Source organism: Acinetobacter sp. P1332 (genome assembly GCF_044057475.1).
Classification (GTDB): domain Bacteria; phylum Pseudomonadota; class Gammaproteobacteria; order Pseudomonadales; family Moraxellaceae; genus Acinetobacter; species Acinetobacter johnsonii.
This window is the reverse complement of record NZ_CP171157.1, coordinates 3314608-3329971: the sequence shown is the minus strand read 5'-3', so window position 1 is coordinate 3329971 and position 15364 is coordinate 3314608. Positions and strand designations below refer to the sequence as shown.

At 44.1% G+C, this 15364-nt stretch carries 14 protein-coding genes; 7 read left to right on the top strand and 7 right to left on the bottom strand.

What is annotated here, in order from left to right:
- Positions 1–20: 20 nt before the first annotated feature.
- Together ACFN7Z_RS16365 and ACFN7Z_RS16360 are read left to right on the top strand one after the other, a co-directional pair.
- On the top strand, positions 21–680 hold the full coding sequence (locus ACFN7Z_RS16365; protein ID WP_010325687.1) for a riboflavin synthase: 660 nt from the start codon (positions 21–23) through the stop codon (positions 678–680).
- A gap of 145 nt (positions 681–825) precedes the next feature.
- A complete protein-coding gene (locus tag ACFN7Z_RS16360) occupies positions 826–1374 on the top strand; it encodes a VTT domain-containing protein (RefSeq protein WP_004692848.1) in 549 nt (182 codons plus the stop codon).
- An 85-nt stretch (positions 1375–1459) separates the two neighbouring features.
- On the opposite strand, the gene ACFN7Z_RS16355 is transcribed toward ACFN7Z_RS16360, so the two are convergent.
- From ACFN7Z_RS16355 to ACFN7Z_RS16345, 3 genes are read right to left on the bottom strand one after another with little or no spacing between them, the layout of a single operon-like run.
- Positions 1460–2095 (bottom strand): hypothetical protein, encoded by a 636-nt coding sequence (locus tag ACFN7Z_RS16355; RefSeq protein WP_010325688.1) that lies wholly within the window; start codon positions 2093–2095, stop codon positions 1460–1462.
- A gap of 32 nt (positions 2096–2127) precedes the next feature.
- Positions 2128–2535 (bottom strand): DNA polymerase III subunit chi, encoded by a 408-nt coding sequence (locus tag ACFN7Z_RS16350; RefSeq protein WP_010325689.1) that lies wholly within the window; start codon positions 2533–2535, stop codon positions 2128–2130.
- Complete coding sequence (locus tag ACFN7Z_RS16345; RefSeq protein ID WP_010325690.1) at positions 2528–3976, bottom strand: leucyl aminopeptidase; 1449 nt, start codon at positions 3974–3976, stop codon at positions 2528–2530. The genes ACFN7Z_RS16350 and ACFN7Z_RS16345 overlap by 8 nt, the downstream gene beginning before the upstream one ends.
- Positions 3977–4134: 158 nt before the next feature.
- On the opposite strand from ACFN7Z_RS16345, the gene lptF reads away from it, so the two are divergent.
- From lptF to ACFN7Z_RS16325, 4 genes are all read left to right on the top strand, one after another.
- On the top strand, positions 4135–5235 hold the full coding sequence (gene lptF, locus ACFN7Z_RS16340; protein WP_010325691.1) for an LPS export ABC transporter permease LptF: 1101 nt from the start codon (positions 4135–4137) through the stop codon (positions 5233–5235).
- A gap of 2 nt (positions 5236–5237) precedes the next feature.
- Entirely contained in the window at positions 5238–6308 is a 1071-nt protein-coding gene (gene lptG, locus ACFN7Z_RS16335) for an LPS export ABC transporter permease LptG (protein ID WP_010325692.1), read from the top strand.
- A 123-nt stretch (positions 6309–6431) separates the two neighbouring features.
- Entirely contained in the window at positions 6432–7979 is a 1548-nt protein-coding gene (gpmI, locus tag ACFN7Z_RS16330; RefSeq protein WP_010325693.1) for a 2,3-bisphosphoglycerate-independent phosphoglycerate mutase, read from the top strand.
- 18 nt (positions 7980–7997) lie between these two features.
- Positions 7998–9173: a S41 family peptidase gene (locus ACFN7Z_RS16325; protein WP_010325694.1), complete on the top strand. Its 1176-nt coding sequence runs from the start codon at positions 7998–8000 to the stop codon at positions 9171–9173.
- A gap of 4 nt (positions 9174–9177) precedes the next feature.
- On the opposite strand, the gene ACFN7Z_RS16320 is transcribed toward ACFN7Z_RS16325, so the two are convergent.
- The 3 genes from ACFN7Z_RS16320 to ACFN7Z_RS16310 form a co-directional block, all read right to left on the bottom strand.
- The gene (locus ACFN7Z_RS16320; RefSeq protein WP_395442680.1) at positions 9178–10542 is read right to left on the bottom strand and encodes a sigma-54-dependent transcriptional regulator; all 1365 of its coding nucleotides are present in this window, start codon (positions 10540–10542) and stop codon (positions 9178–9180) included.
- A gap of 72 nt (positions 10543–10614) precedes the next feature.
- A complete protein-coding gene (locus ACFN7Z_RS16315) occupies positions 10615–12183 on the bottom strand; it encodes a PAS domain-containing sensor histidine kinase (protein WP_010325696.1) in 1569 nt (522 codons plus the stop codon).
- A 21-nt stretch (positions 12184–12204) separates the two neighbouring features.
- Positions 12205–12840, bottom strand: coding sequence for a response regulator (locus ACFN7Z_RS16310; protein WP_010325697.1), 636 nt, complete (start codon positions 12838–12840; stop codon positions 12205–12207).
- A 215-nt stretch (positions 12841–13055) separates the two neighbouring features.
- Between ACFN7Z_RS16310 and ACFN7Z_RS16305 the strand changes: the two genes are divergently transcribed.
- Entirely contained in the window at positions 13056–14111 is a 1056-nt protein-coding gene (locus ACFN7Z_RS16305; protein WP_010325698.1) for a serine hydrolase, read from the top strand.
- 85 nt (positions 14112–14196) lie between these two features.
- On the opposite strand, the gene thrC is transcribed toward ACFN7Z_RS16305, so the two are convergent.
- Positions 14197–15336, bottom strand: coding sequence for a threonine synthase (gene thrC, locus ACFN7Z_RS16300; RefSeq protein ID WP_010325699.1), 1140 nt, complete (start codon positions 15334–15336; stop codon positions 14197–14199).
- Between the last annotated feature and the right edge of the window lie 28 nt (positions 15337–15364).

Sequence of the window (15364 nt, the reverse complement as noted above, 5' to 3'; positions counted from 1 at the left end):
GAGGTAGGTAGAAATCAGAAATGTTTACAGGGATCATCGAAAGTCTGGGCACAGTTGAAAGCGTACAAAATGTCGGTGGCGATGTGCGGTTGCGCATTGGTACAGATCTTGATATGTCAGATGTACATTTGGGTGACTCGATTGCCACCAATGGCATTTGCCTCACAGTGATTGACTGGGGTGAGCACTGGTATGCTGCCGATGTCTCACGTGAAAGTTTAAACCGAACCACACTGGCCCACTGGAAAGTTGGACAACGTGTTAATGTGGAAAAGGCGATGTTGCCCACCACACGTTTTGGTGGACACATTGTGTCAGGTCATGTCGATGCTGTGGGTGAAATCACCGTTGTGCGTGAAGATGCACGTTCGCTTTATTTTGAAGTGACTGCGCCAGCTGAGATTGCACGTTACTTGGCAGAAAAAGGCTCGATCACGGTTGATGGAATCAGTTTAACCATTAATCATTTGCGTGGGCGTATTTTAAGCCTCAATTTAATTCCGCATACGGCTGAACGAACCAACATTGGAACGTGGAAGGCAGGCAGTCAAGTGAACCTTGAAGTGGATGTGTTAGCACGCTACATTGAACGTTTGATGATGGGTGATAAGGCTGCGGAAACTCCCCCACAATCTAAAATTAGTTTAGACTTTTTGGCACAAAATGGTTTCTTGAAATAGAAAAATCGTTTAGATTGCAGCAAGAATAGACAAAAGATGAGCTCCCTATTTGCCCAAAATGAGGGAGTTTTTCTTTTGAAATTAATAGGTAAGCAATTGAGTATGATGAAAGATAGTACGCAGTTCATTGAACGGATCGGTGACAATGATTGATTTTTTTCTCCATCTAGAACAATTATTGCCCGTACTGCTTGCAGAATACGGCCTTTGGATTTATGCGATTCTTTTTCTGATTATTTTTGCAGAAACTGGTTTCGTTTTTATGTTCTTTTTGCCGGGTGACAGTTTACTGATTGCCATTGGTGCCTTATGTTCCAGCTCGGATTTAATCCATATCCATACCATGGGTATTTTGATGATGATTGCTGCCGTATTGGGCTATATCGTCAATTATTATACTGGTCAGAAGCTGGGCTTTAAATTTGCCCATCAGCATTCGCGTTGGCTGAAACCCGAATATATGATGAAGACCAATCAATATTTCTTAAAGCATGGCGGTAAAACCATTTTAGTAGCACGTTTTATTCCTTTTGTACGTTCTTTCGCGCCTTTTGCTGCGGGCGCAGGGCATATGAGTTTGGCGACTTTTATGTGGTACAACGTGACTGGTGGCCTGATTTGGATTGGTAGTTTGTTGGCGATTGGTTATGGTGTGGGCAATACCTTATCATTTATGGTTGATGTGTTGGTTTGAGATCGAGACAGAGCACATCAGCCGAGCAAAACAAGGGTGCATAAAAAAACTCACCGAAGTGAGTTTAAGTGGAAGCTTAGGCCTGTTAAGCAGAATTGGACACCACTTCATCAGAAAAGTCTGAATTTTTCAAAATATAGTCAATTTCTTCTTGAGCCGCGGCTTGCAGCTTACTGCGGTAGCTGGCTACAGACTCTTCAATTAAGGTTTCCGCTTCAAGCTCTAAACGTAAACGGACACTTTCTAACTCAGACAAAATTTGTGAGTCATCTATGCCAAATTTACCTTTGGCATAGTCCAGAGCTTGTTCAGGTGTTTTCTCGTAGCGTGCGGTGTAGCTCAAAATTTCTTGATCGACACTTTGACGCATCACATTTAAAGCTTGGGTTTGCTCATTGAACTGACGGATTTCGTCTTTTTTGAGGCTTTCCGCATAAGCTTCCTGCGCTGCGCGTTTGTCTGCTAGTGATTTTTCCAACGCTTGTTGTTTACGAATTCGCGCTTCTTCAATCAGCTGTGCTTTCAGATCGGCATACGCTTGTTCAATTTTCTGGGTCGAGACGGCTTGAGCGCGTTGGTCTTGTTCAATCCAACTGTGCAAACCTGTTTCAGGTTTGAGTACATCGCAGACGCGACTCAGGTCATCAATAAAGGCCTGACGAACAGCATCAGGTACATTTAACCAGCGCTGTTTAAAATCTGGACCAACATTCAATGCCACTACGCATCTCCTTATTTAGACGGGGGAATCATTTAAAGCTTGAAGGTTCGAGCTTCAACCCCGAGACGTCTATATTGTTTAAATTTTTCACGACCTTGTTGTTTGGCCGATTCGTTATTTTCAATAATTTCTATAATGTGGCTAAATTTTTCGAACTGTTCAAGAGCTTGATCGTTAAAATTGAACACAATCCAATCGGATTGCTCAGGCAGTTGGGCTGAGATACAAATGCGCGCATCGATTTGATTAATGCCATGTGGAATAAAGCTCGTATCATCAAAACTCCACAAACGTTCATCCAATTGCTGTTGTAGTTCAGGGTCGCTTGCATACAGCCAGATTCGCTCTGGCTGACGCAAGATTTTACGACATAAACGACAAGCACTTTCGACTTGTCGTTCAGGACTTTGTTCAAATAGATAAAAGCTAATATTAGCCATTAGACTGCGCACGATGAGCTAAGAATTGCATCAATAAGGGTACTGGGCGACCGGTTGCCCCTTTATTGGCACCCGAGTTCCATGCTGTACCTGCGATGTCCAAATGCGCCCAGCGGTAATCACGGGTGAAACGTTGCAAGAAGCACGCTGCAGTTACAGCACCGGCTTTAGGCCCGCCAATATTGGCAATATCGGCAAATGGAGAGTCTAGCTGTTCTTGATAGTCATCAATCACAGGCATGCGCCAGACGCGGTCAAAGCTATTTTGACCTGCTTCAGATAGTTCGGCCGCCAGTTTGTCGTCTGGGGTAAACATACCCGTTAAGACTGAACCGAGTGCCACGACACAGGCGCCCGTTAAGGTTGCAATATCAATGACCAGTTCAGGGTTAAAGCGCTTCACATAGGTCAATGTATCGCACAGCACCAAACGACCTTCTGCATCGGTATTTAAAATTTCAACGGTTTGACCACTCATGGTGCTCACGATGTCACCTGGACGCGTAGCTTTGCCTGAAGGCATATTTTCAGCTGCCGCAATCGTACCTACGACATGAATGGCTAAACGTGATTCACACAGGGCACGGAGCGTCCCTAGAACCGATGCTGCACCACACATGTCGTATTTCATTTCATCCATACCAGCACCCGGCTTCAATGAAATGCCACCTGTATCAAAGGTGATTCCTTTACCGACCAAGACCACTGGGGCTTCAGTACGTTCAGCTTGATACTCAAGGGTAATAATACGGCCTGGGCGGTCTGAACCTTTGCTCACCGCAAGGAAGGAATGCATGCCCAGATCAGCCATTTGTTGCTCATCAAGGACATTAACACGGAGTAGGTCAGGATATTGGGCTGCCAGTTCTAAGGCTTGCTCTGCCAAATATTCAGGGAAGCAGATATTGCCCGGACGGTTGCCTAAGTCACGTGCAAAGCTTTGACCTGACTGCACAGCTTCAATCAGTTTAAGTTGTGCAGCATTCAGCGGCGACTCAGCGGCAATCAGGCTGATCTGTTCAAGTACGTTGTCGGCTTTTTTTGATTTGAATTCATCAAAAGCATATGCCGCTTGCGTCAAACTGAGGGCAAATAAATAATGGAGTTCAGCTGGAAGGGCTGAAAGGTCAAGGCTGATGTGTTTGAATTTTTTTTGTGAAGCTTTGATAATGGTTTGAGCAATTTTCACCAGCTTTGCTGCTTGTAATTCAGCTGCTTTCCCGACACCCACCAAGGCTGCATTGGGGCTTGCAGGAATTTGACCAATGAGGCTCAAGGTTTCATTGAACACAGCTTTAAACTGAGTCGCTTCAATTAAGTTGTTTAAATCATTAATTTGATAAGCATTTGCAAGATGTTGCGTGTTTTCAGAATCTACTAATATCAACAAAAATTGGCTAGACGTATTCTCTGTGAATGACGTATTAATAGAGAGTTTCATAAGTTTTATTTAAGCCTTATAAAGTTTGAAAATGATTAAACCACTGAAACATTAACATGAATAGAGTTGCAAAGTGCAACAAGAGTACAGGTTTTATATTTTCACTATTCGGGTAAACTAGCGCTAGTTTTTATTCACCTATTTTTGGAAGAATTAATTTGATTATTCGGCGTTATCTGGTCAAACAAGTGGTGTCGACATCCTTGGTTGTGATCGCCTTATTGACCTTGATCATGATGGGCGGTCGTTTGATCAAGTATTTTGGCGTAGCCGCGCAGGGTCGCTTAGATGCAGGTATTTTATTTAGCATTATTGGCTATCGTTTGCCTGAATTTTTAACGCTGATTCTTCCTCTAGGCTTTTTTATTGGGCTGATGCTGGTTTTTGGTCGTTTGTATGTCGATCATGAAATGGCAGTACTCAATGGTAGTGGCGTCAGTCGTAACCAATTGGGGCGACTGCTGATTCCTATGACCGTGGTGTTTCTTGCCGTTCAGGCAGTGCTGATGCTATGGATGGCACCGTGGGGTGTTCGTCAGTTTGAGCAACTCACCACCAGTCAGGCGGTGCGTACTGGTTTTGATTTGGTTCGACCCAAAGAGTTTATTTCATCGGGTCCCTATACCATTTATGCGGGTGATTTATCCGAAGACCGTAAAAACCTCAAAGATATCTTCTTCTATCAACGCGCTGAAGCAGAAGGTAAGCCTGATGTGATGATTTTGGCCAAAGAAGCCACGCGGGTTGAAATTGAAAACGATCCAGCCAATGTGGTGGATTTGGTGCAAGGTCGCCGTTATGAAATTTATCCGGGACAGCCGCGTTATAGCCAAGCCGAGTTTCAGTCTTATCGCCTACGTTTAGAAAATGATAAAGAAGCAAAGTTTGAAAGTGCCGATGTTGAAGCATTGTCCACCATGAAACTTTGGGATAATCGTAATGATCCTGTTGTGGCGAGTGAGTTGGGCTGGCGTATTTTTGTACCGTTTGCCATTGTAGTGGCGTTGCTCCTTGCTGTGGCTTTATCTGAAGTGAGCCCACGCCAAGGCCGTTATTTAAAGTTGTTCCCTGCATTGCTTATTTTTGCCAGTTTAATCGTGGCTTTGATGGCCATTAAAACTCGAGTCAGTAAGGAAGAAATGGGGATTTGGGCTTATCCAATGATCTTGGTGATCTATGCGATAGCAGCGGCTTTGTTTTCGCGTAAGCAAAAGCTTGCCCCAAAAATTAAGAAAACATTACAACGAGCGGGGTCTTAATCATGTTCGCACGTCGTATAGTCGCAAAACATGTGACCAAAACCACCGCGATGGCGATGCTGGGTGCTACCGCTATTTTATCGGTCTTGCAAATTCTATTTACCTATTTGGGTGAGTTAGGCTCTCTTAAAGAAGGTTATGGCGCTTGGGATGCTTTACGTTATGTACTGTGGGGAGCACCGCAATATCTCTATGAGATTCTACCGATTGCCGCGTTAATTGGCTCGGTACTGGGACTGGGCACTTTGGCTTCAAACAGTGAGCTGATTGTGATGCGCTCGGTGGGGGTGAGTCTTTGGCGGATTGTTGGTTGGGTGATTCGTTCGGCTTTAATTTTGGTGGTACTGTCATTCGCTTTAAGTGAATGGGTGATTCCTTATACCAATGAGCAAGCTAAAGGTGTGAAAAGCCATCGAACTGTGGCTGAACTTGGTGAAGTACGTGGTTACTGGACACGAGAAGGGCAGCGTTTTATTTATGTTGATTATGCCAATTCTCAAGGTCAGCTGAAAAATGTGCAAGTGGTCGACTTTGATAATAATGCTCGTTTGAAAGGCGTTTTAAATGCTGAGCAAGGTCAGTTTGTGCAAGATGGTCATTGGATTTTAGAAAATACCGCCCAAGTTGATTTGCTGCCGACAGGCAATGCTACGGCACAAAAGGCCGCTGAAACGCCTTTGGCATTGGCACTGCAGCCGAAATATGTGCACATGGTGACGATTGATCCTGAAGACCTTTCACCGAGTCAATTGGTCAGTTTCATGAGCTATATGCATGAATACAGCCAAGTGCCTAAAACTTATCAGTTGGCTTTTTGGCAGAAAGTGGCGTCTCCATTTGCCTTGATTGCTTTGGTATTGATCGCCTGTTCCTTTATTTTTGGTCCACTGCGCCAACAATCGATGGGCTTTCGTTTGGTGATTGCACTGTTTACAGGCTTAGGTTTCTTTTACCTACAAGACTTCTTGGGTTATGCAAGTTTGGTGTATTCGCCTTCACCCGCATGGTTTGTTTTTGTGCCGATTTTACTGATGTTTGTCGCAGGTGGTTATTTATTACAACGTGCGCGATAACTGTACGATATTGAAGAAAACAATGCGGATGATGGTGTTAAACCATCATGCCTGCATAGAGTCTTGACCGAAAATTCGGTAAGATAGAGCGATGAATTTGTAGACAAAAAAAGAGTGCTTATTATGGCGGATGCAACTGCTGGCAAAATCCCTCACGTACTGGTCATTATGGATGGTGTGGGACACCGTGAAGCGATCGAAGACAATGCTTTTTTAGCAGCAAATCGACCGAATTTAACAGCGATTGAAGCAAAGCATCCGAATAGCTTAATTTCAGGTTCTGGTGAAGACGTGGGTCTGCCAGATGGCCAAATGGGCAACTCTGAAGTGGGCCACATGAACTTGGGTGCAGGGCGTGTGCTCTATCAAGACTTTACCCGAATCACCAAAGACATTCGTACGGGTGCTTTTTTCGAGCATGAAGTTTTGGTTGATGCCGTTGAAAAAGCCAAAGCAGCGGGTGGTGCGTTGCACATCATGGGGCTATTGTCTGAAGGTGGGGTGCATTCACACGAAGACCACATTGTTGCCATGGCTGAACTTGCGTTAAAACGCGGTGCAACCGTGTATCTCCATGCCTTCTTAGATGGTCGTGATACCCCGCCACGCAGTGCACAGCCTTCTTTAGAAAAATTAGATGCATTGTTTGCTCAATATCCAAATCAAGGTCGTATTGTGAGTCTGATTGGTCGTTATTTTGCGATGGATCGAGATAACCGTTGGGACCGTGTGGAACAAGCCTATCGTTTACTCACAGAGTCTGAAGCAACACGTACTGCAACTACAGCAGTTGAAGGTTTAGCATTGGCTTATGCCGCAGACGAATCTGATGAATTTGTCAAAGCAACACGCATTGGCGATGCCGTAAAAGTTCAAGACAGTGACAGCATCGTCTTTATGAATTTCCGTGCGGATCGTGCGCGTGAAATTACCAAAGCGTTTGTTGAAAAAGATTTTGCTGGCTTTGCGCGTAAAGTTGTACCAAACCTATCTAAGTTTGTGATGTTGACACGTTACCAAGCCAGTATTGATGCGCCTGTGGCGTATATGCCTGAAGCATTAAAAAACTCGATTGGTGAATATCTTTCAGACCTTGGTAAAACCCAATTACGTATTGCTGAAACTGAGAAATATGCACATGTGACATTCTTCTTCAGTGGTGGTCGTGAAGATGAATATCCAGGTGAAAAACGTATTTTGATTCCATCACCGAATGTGGCTACTTATGACCTCAAGCCAGAAATGAGCGCATATGAAGTAACCGATGAATTGGTGGCTGCGATTAACTCAGGCGAGTTTGATCTGTTGGTGGTGAACTATGCCAACGGTGATATGGTGGGTCATACGGGCGTATTTAATGCTGCTGTGAAAGCTGTTGAAGCCGTTGATTTATGCTTAGGCCGTGTCTATGAGGCGGTGATGGCACAAAAAGGCCATATGTTAATTACGGCTGACCATGGTAATGTTGAACAAATGCAGGATTATCACAGTGGTCAGGTGCATACTCAGCATACGACAGAATTGGTGCCTTTTATCTATGTTGGCCCAACCCAAGCAACCATTGCTGAGGGGGGCGTATTGGCCGATGTCGCACCAACCTTGTTAAGCTTGATGCATCTTCCTGTTCCAGCAGACATGCAAGGTCGTAACTTAATTACATTAGACGTATAAATCAATTTGGGTGGGTAAATGGCAAAAGCATCGTGGACTTCAATAGGTGTAGTGATTGCTTTAGGTCTGACTCTGATCCACCCGATGGGGGCTGTTGCAAAAACAGCGGCAGCACCCGCTTTTGATGATGAATTGGAACAAGGTTATGTTGAGGTTCCGATTGAATCCATTCAACAATTTGTGCAAATCTACGGTTTAGTCAAAGACAATTATGTGGCTGAACGTAGTGATGAAGCACTCTTTCAACAGGCCATTAAAGGTTTAGTTAGTGGCTTAGACCGTTATTCTCGCTATTTATCTCCTCAAGAATATAAACAACTGGTGCAATATACTGAAGGGGATTTGGCTTCAGTTGACTTCAGTTTAGAGTTCGATTCCCGTTTACAACAATGGCTGATTCGTGGATTAAAACCTGACTCAGATTCCAGCAAACTGGGCTTAAAAAATGGGATCTCCGTTTTTAAAGTGGATGATCAAGAGCTACGCAAGCTCAACCATGTTCAAGTCAATGAATTACTCAGTGGGGCGATTGGCAGTACCGTCAGTCTACAATTAAAAACCAACGCCACACCAATCAATGTGGTCAGAACTCGAAAAGTTGAAACCGATATCCAGGCGCAACTGTTGAATAACCAAGTTTTGGTGCTCAAGGTGCGGGTGTTCCAACAGGATACGGCCAATGAAATTCAGCAACTGATTGAAGAGCACCAGTCTTCGCGTTTAAAAGCGGTCTTGATAGACCTCAGAAATAATCCCGGGGGGCTGTTGTCTGCCGCAGTTGAATCTGCCGATTTATTCTTAAATCAAGGGGTGATTGTTTCAACTCAAAGCCGTTCCGAAGGGGATCAGCAGTTTCAGGCCTTACCTAGCCTCGAGTTTCAAAATTTAAAAGTGGGCATTTTGATTAATGACCGCTCTGCATCGGCTGCGGAAGTGTTTACCGCTGCGTTGAAGGAGCATGGACGGGCGTGGGTGATGGGTGAAAAAAGTTATGGTAAGGGCGTGGTGCAAAAACTATTTCCACTATCGAATGGCGCAGCTCTGCAAATGACCGTGTCACACTATTACACCCCAAGTGGGCAAATGATTGAGGGGGTGGGGATTGCGCCAAATCAGGTGTACCCAATGCCACATGAACTCAAAGACGAAAGCTATGTTGAACATGTGGCAGAGATTTTAATGAATCGTCGTTAAGTCTCTAAACGGAATCGTCTTCGCCATCTAGCCCGAATTTCTTCAAGCGATAACGTAAAGAACGGAAAGACATGCCGAGCTTTTTAGCCGCTAGTGTTCGGTTCCAGTGGGTGAGATTGAGCGCATTCATCAAAATTTCTTTTTCAATTTTTTCTAAATACAGCTCTAAACCCTCTTCGGGCAATTTACGCGAAGGCACATGGCTAAGTTGATCATTGCCAATAGTACCTTGTTGGGTGGCATTGGCATAGTTGGTCTGAGCAATCGGTCGCAGTGGTGCTGTTTGCAAGTGTGGTAAGTCGATACTGCTTTCATCACTTAAAGTGATGGCACGTTCCATCATATTGCGTAGTTCACGCACATTGCCTGGATAATATTGGGCCAATAAAAACTCACGTGCACGTTCACTCAGTGGTTTGACTGGGATGTCCCATTCTTGGCAGATTTTCTGAATGAAATGTTGTGCTAAAAGAATAATGTCATTGCCACGCTCACGTAGGGCAGGCAGCACAATGTCCATGACATGGATGCGGAAGTACAAATCCTGACGGAACTTGCCTTGTTGTACCAGTGCTTCTAGGTCTTGATGGCTGGCACTAATCACACGAAAATCGACATCAATTTCCGTGTCACTCCCAATTGGGCGAATGCGTTTTTCTTGTACCGCGCGCAGCAGTTTCACCTGCATAGTGAGCGGTAACTCGGCAATTTCATCTAAAAATAAACTGCCGCCATGTGCAGAGAGAATCAGCCCTTGTTTGTCTTGAGTGGCCCCTGTGAAGCTGCCTTTACGGTGTCCAAACAATTCACTTTCCATCAGTTCGGTCGGTATGGCACCGCAGTTAATGGCAATAAATGGCCCTTCATTGCGATTGCTCAGGCGATGTACCAGATTAGCCACCACTTCTTTGCCAGTGCCTGATTCACCCGTAATAAAGACAGGGGCTTGCGAGCGTGCAATTTTCTTTAAGGTGATACGTAGCTGTTGAATAGGAAGGGACTGACCAATCAGCAGACGATGTTCAAGCGTATCTTCTTGGATATGCAGATGACTGATGGGCTGATTAAAGGCTTTTTGTAAAAGTTGCTCTAAATGTTTTTGGTTGATCGGTTTACTGACAAAATCAAAAGCACCAGCTTTAAGTGCTGCAATCGCAATATCCATGTTGCCATAAGCAGTTAATACAGCTACAGGTAGATTAGGATAATTTTGAGCAATAAAATCCACCAGCGTTAATCCATTACCATCAGGTAAATTCAAATCTGTCAGACAGGCATCATATTGATGTGTTTTAAGTGCTTGAACAGCCTCCTGTAAGCGATAGGCAATACGTGTATCAATCCCCATCCGACTTAAAGACATTTGCATCAGTGTACATAAGTCTTGTTCGTCATCCACCAATAAAACAAGTGGTTTTTTTTCCACGTTTAACCCCAAAAATTACACGTCATTGTTTATACGGGGGCATTCAATCCGAAAGCATGCCCCTATTTTTTGTTCTACATAGTATAGCTTAGCTTGGTTGGCTTCGCAGAAACTATGGGATAAATATAATCCTAACCCAGTTCCATTGATTGAGGTACTAAAAAACGGTTGAAACAGGGTGCTTTGATCCTGAGTGGCGACCCCTTCACCAAAATCGCAGACATCAATGTGGACGAGGTTTTTATAGCTATAGACTCGAATGTGAATGTGCTCGGCTTCAGCTGCATTATGCCGAATGGCATTTCGAATCAGGTTGATCAGCACTTGCCTCAGTTGTTGTTCATCAAACTGAATCTGAGCTTGATCGGAAATGCGGTAATCAATTTGATCTTTGACATCGGGCAAATCTTCAACGATAAAACGTTCTAAAAAAGCGGCGACATCAATCAAGGTTGGATAGGTTTCTTTACTGCGTGCCATGCTCAGTGTATCGCCAATAATTTTATCAATCCGTGAGGCTTGTTTGGCGATCATGTTCTGTAACAGGGCTTGCTCAGGATCGTTCACCTGCATCAATTCATTGGCTTGGGTGATGGCAGCCAATGGATTGCGGATTTCATGGGCAATACTGGCAGAAAGTTGACCCAGTGCAGCCAGCTTGAGTTGTTGTACACGTTGATTAATTTTTTGTGCATCTTGTAGGACGAATAAGGTCAGTGTTTGGTTCGGGACTTGAAGTTTTTGAATTTCGATCTGAATTTGAAAGCGACTCAGCTGGGATGTAAATTGGAATTTTTCTCCATTCTTCAGTTGGTCGAATTTGAGGAGTTCAAATAAATCAGGCTGTGCTTTGTACAAAGGATATTTATCGTGAGCATAAATCGGGGAGATACCCAATAATGCACAGGCTGCAGGATTACTCAGCACCATGTGGCAGTTTTCATCGAGAACCAAATAGCCGAGCTCGGTTTGCTCTAAAATATAACGGTTAATGTTTTGCAGTTGATCCAGTTCTTGGGACTGATAGAAGTTTAAATTTTCAAGGACTTGAAAACGTCGTACTGCAATTTGTCCAGACCCATAAACCACAAAGAACAAAAAGGCGAGCACGGCACTGTTGCCAATGGTATTCAGTGAACTAATTGAAAATAGCGTTCCAATAAAGTGTTGATAAACCAGTGTAATCACAGCAATCAAGGTAATGATGAGTGCTTTTTGTTTATCGACCAATACACAAGAGGCAAAGATCGTGATCACAAACAATAAGCTTAACTGTAAGTTCGGACCGTCGGTGGCGAAAGTGAGTAAGCTGAGGCTAATGACATCGATGATAAACAACAAGGTGAGCTGAAGTGGTATGCGCTTGCGCACATGCTTGAGGCTCAATAGCTGAAAGGCACTGATAAAAATAAAGCCAATCAGGACAGAACGATACAATATTGGATATTGATAATTTGAAAACAACTGCTCATAGGTCAGTAGATAAACCAACAACAAACAGCAGCCAATAAACAGTCGATAAGACGCATACCAAACACCTAAACGGTATTGATTTAACTGAATATTGGTTGAGTATTGCAGCATGCGGGTGTTAGTCAGCTTGCATCAGGGTTTGATTAAGCCATAACGAATAGCAAGGTGAGTCAGCTTCACATCACTGTCGATATTGAGCTTTTCAAAAATTCGGTAACGGTAGGTATTGACCGTTTTTACGCTGACAAAAAGCTTGTCAGAAATTTCTTGTGCACTGATGCAATTCACAACCATCATCGCCACCTGCATTTCACGTTCAGACAGAGCATCAAAAGGTGAGGTTTGTGTATCCGATAGATAAGAACTGGCCAGTTGTTCAGCAATATCAGCGCTGAAATATTTACCGCCTTGCATCACTTTATTAATCGCACGGACCATTTCGGTCACGGGCGCACCTTTGGTAATGTAGCCTTTGGCGCCAGCTTTGAGTAACAGGGAAGGATAAGGTTCTTCAGCTAGACCACTGACCGCCAGTACTTTGGTTTCGGGTGCGGTTTGTAGTAAGCGGCGTGTGGTTTCAACTCCACCGATGCCTGGCATGTTGACATCTAACAGAACCACATTCGGGTGATATTGACGGACGAGGTTAATTGCTTCTTCACCAGATTCAGCTTGGCCAATGACTTGAACATCGGCATGGTCCTCGAGCATTCGACAAATCCCTGTACGTACTAACTCATGGTCATCTACCACTAAAACTGTGATCACCTAGCTCTTCCTCACTATAAAAACCATATTTTTTGTTACATAAAGCAAAATAAGCTTGCAATGAAACGACAAAATTAGCAATCCTATTCTTAGGCTTATTTGAAAAGATATGCACGCTGTCGACGGCAATGCTGTTCGCATTGTGTACAAATGTAAGGCATATTGGCGTGAATACGCAAATGTATCTTATGGGTTATGAAGTTGAGTGAAGAAAAGTGAAAAAATCAAATAAATTTTTAATGCATCTATTGGGATGGTCGATTGCAACGACGGTCAGTACCCATAGCTTTGCAGACTTGGTGATGAATCCGGGCTCGGGCCCTAGCCAAGCAAGCATGAGCTGGTCTGCAGCAGATGCAGAACAGTTTCTGAATGATGATCTCATGGAAGATCCTGAAGAGTACGCTCCTAAGGGTTCAACAAAAGTCACTACCAGTATTCGCAGTTCCAATGGTGTGGTAACAAACAACAGTACCTCGAAAACAGTACAAATTTTCGATACCTCGAAATATTCCAACCAACCCAGTGTCAATGCTCGTGCAGCACTGGTGATGGATGGCAATACAGGTGAAGTACTGTACAGTAAAAACAGTAATACCGCGCTGCCGATTGCCTCGATTACTAAGTTGATGACGGCGGTGGTGATTTCAGATGCGCGTTTAAATATGTCTGAAAACATTACTTTACAGCAAGCGGACTTTTCGTGTTCGGGTTGTAAAAGTTCAAGCTCGTCCCTGCGTGCAGGGGACAGTATGAACCGTGCAGAGGCATTGTTATTTGCATTAATGAAGTCAGAAAACCCAGCAGCATCGGCGCTTGCACGGACGTATCCGGGTGGTCGCTCAGCCTTTGTTTCGGCGATGAATGCCAAAGCCAAATCTTTGGGTATGAATTCAACCCATTATATGGAGTCGACAGGTCTACATCCAGGTAATGTCGCTTCAGCACGTGACTTGGGTATTTTGGTCAATGCCGCATCACAGTATGGTCTGATTCGTCAGTTCTCAACCACAGCCAGCTATGACTTTAACTTGGGCTATCGTGTATTAAAATCAAACAATACCAATGCCTTGGTTCGTAATGGTGGTTGGAATATTAATATTTCAAAAACAGGTTTCATTAATGAAGCCGGTCGTTGTGTGGTAATGCATACCACTTTAAATAACCGTCCAGCAGTGGTGGTGTTATTGGGCGCGGACTCATCTGCAGCACGTACCAATGATGCAACACGCCTAATGAACTGGGCGAGCCAATTACCAAAACGTATTTAACCCGACTTTGTTTTTGCTCACTCAACAACAAAAATTGAGTCATAAAAAAGCCCTGCAGATGCAGGGCTTTTTTGTCTTCTCTCAATTACATGTTTGAAAGAATTGAATCGCGAACTTGTTCTAAAGTTGCATCGATTGACAGCATGACTGCATCAGAACACTGTTTGATCGCAGTATCTGGGTCTTTTAGGCCATTACCTGTCACGGTACAGACAATCACGGAACCTTCCGCAATTTTACCTGCTTTGATGTCACGGATTGCACCGCCAATCGATGCTGCAGAAGCAGGTTCTACAAAGACACCTTCATACATTGAAAGCAAACGTTGTGCTTCTAAGATTTCAGCATCAGTCAGTTCATCGAACCAACCTTGAGAGTCACGAACCACTGCTTTAGCATGGCTCCAGCTTTGTGGATTACCAATACGGATTGCCGTTGCAACTGTTTCAGGGTTCTCAACGGGTGCACCACGTAAGAATGGCGCAGCACCTGCTGCTTGGTAACCAACCATAGTTGGTAAGCCTTCAGGTTTTGGACCCGTGAACTGATCTGTTTCAGCGTCGTAAATCACTTGCTCAAATTGATCCGCAGGTTGGTTAGCAACCGCTTCGGTATACCCCATCCAGTGTGCAGTAATGTTCCCTGCGTTACCCACTGGTAGGCAGTGGTAATCTGGTGCTCGGCCTAACTCGTCTACGATTTCGTAAGCAATGGTTTTTTGACCTTGCAAACGGTACGGGTTGATTGAGTTTACGATCGTTACAGGGGCTTTATCGGCAATTTCTTTAACCAGACGCATACCGTCATCGAAGTTACCACGGATTTGCATGGTGATGGCACCATACATCATTGCTTGCGCCATTTTACCCATGGCAATTTTGCCTTCTGGGATTAACACAAACGCTTTAATGCCTGCACGCGCTGCATAAGCCGCAGCTGCAGCTGAGGTATTACCAGTAGATGCACAGATAATGGCTTTTGAGCCTTCTTCAACGGCTTTAGTGACTGCCATGGTCATACCACGGTCTTTAAATGAACCAGTCGGGTTTAAGCCCTCGTACTTCACATAAATTTCAACATTTTTGCCAATTAAACGTGGAATGTTCTCGAGTTTAATCAGTGGCGTATTACCTTCACCCAAAGAAATAGCGCGAGTAGTTGCAGACACTGGTAAACGGTCGCGATAACGGTCAACTAAACCAGTATAACGATTGGCATTCGACATGATGATGTTCCAATTGTGTGTAGAGCTT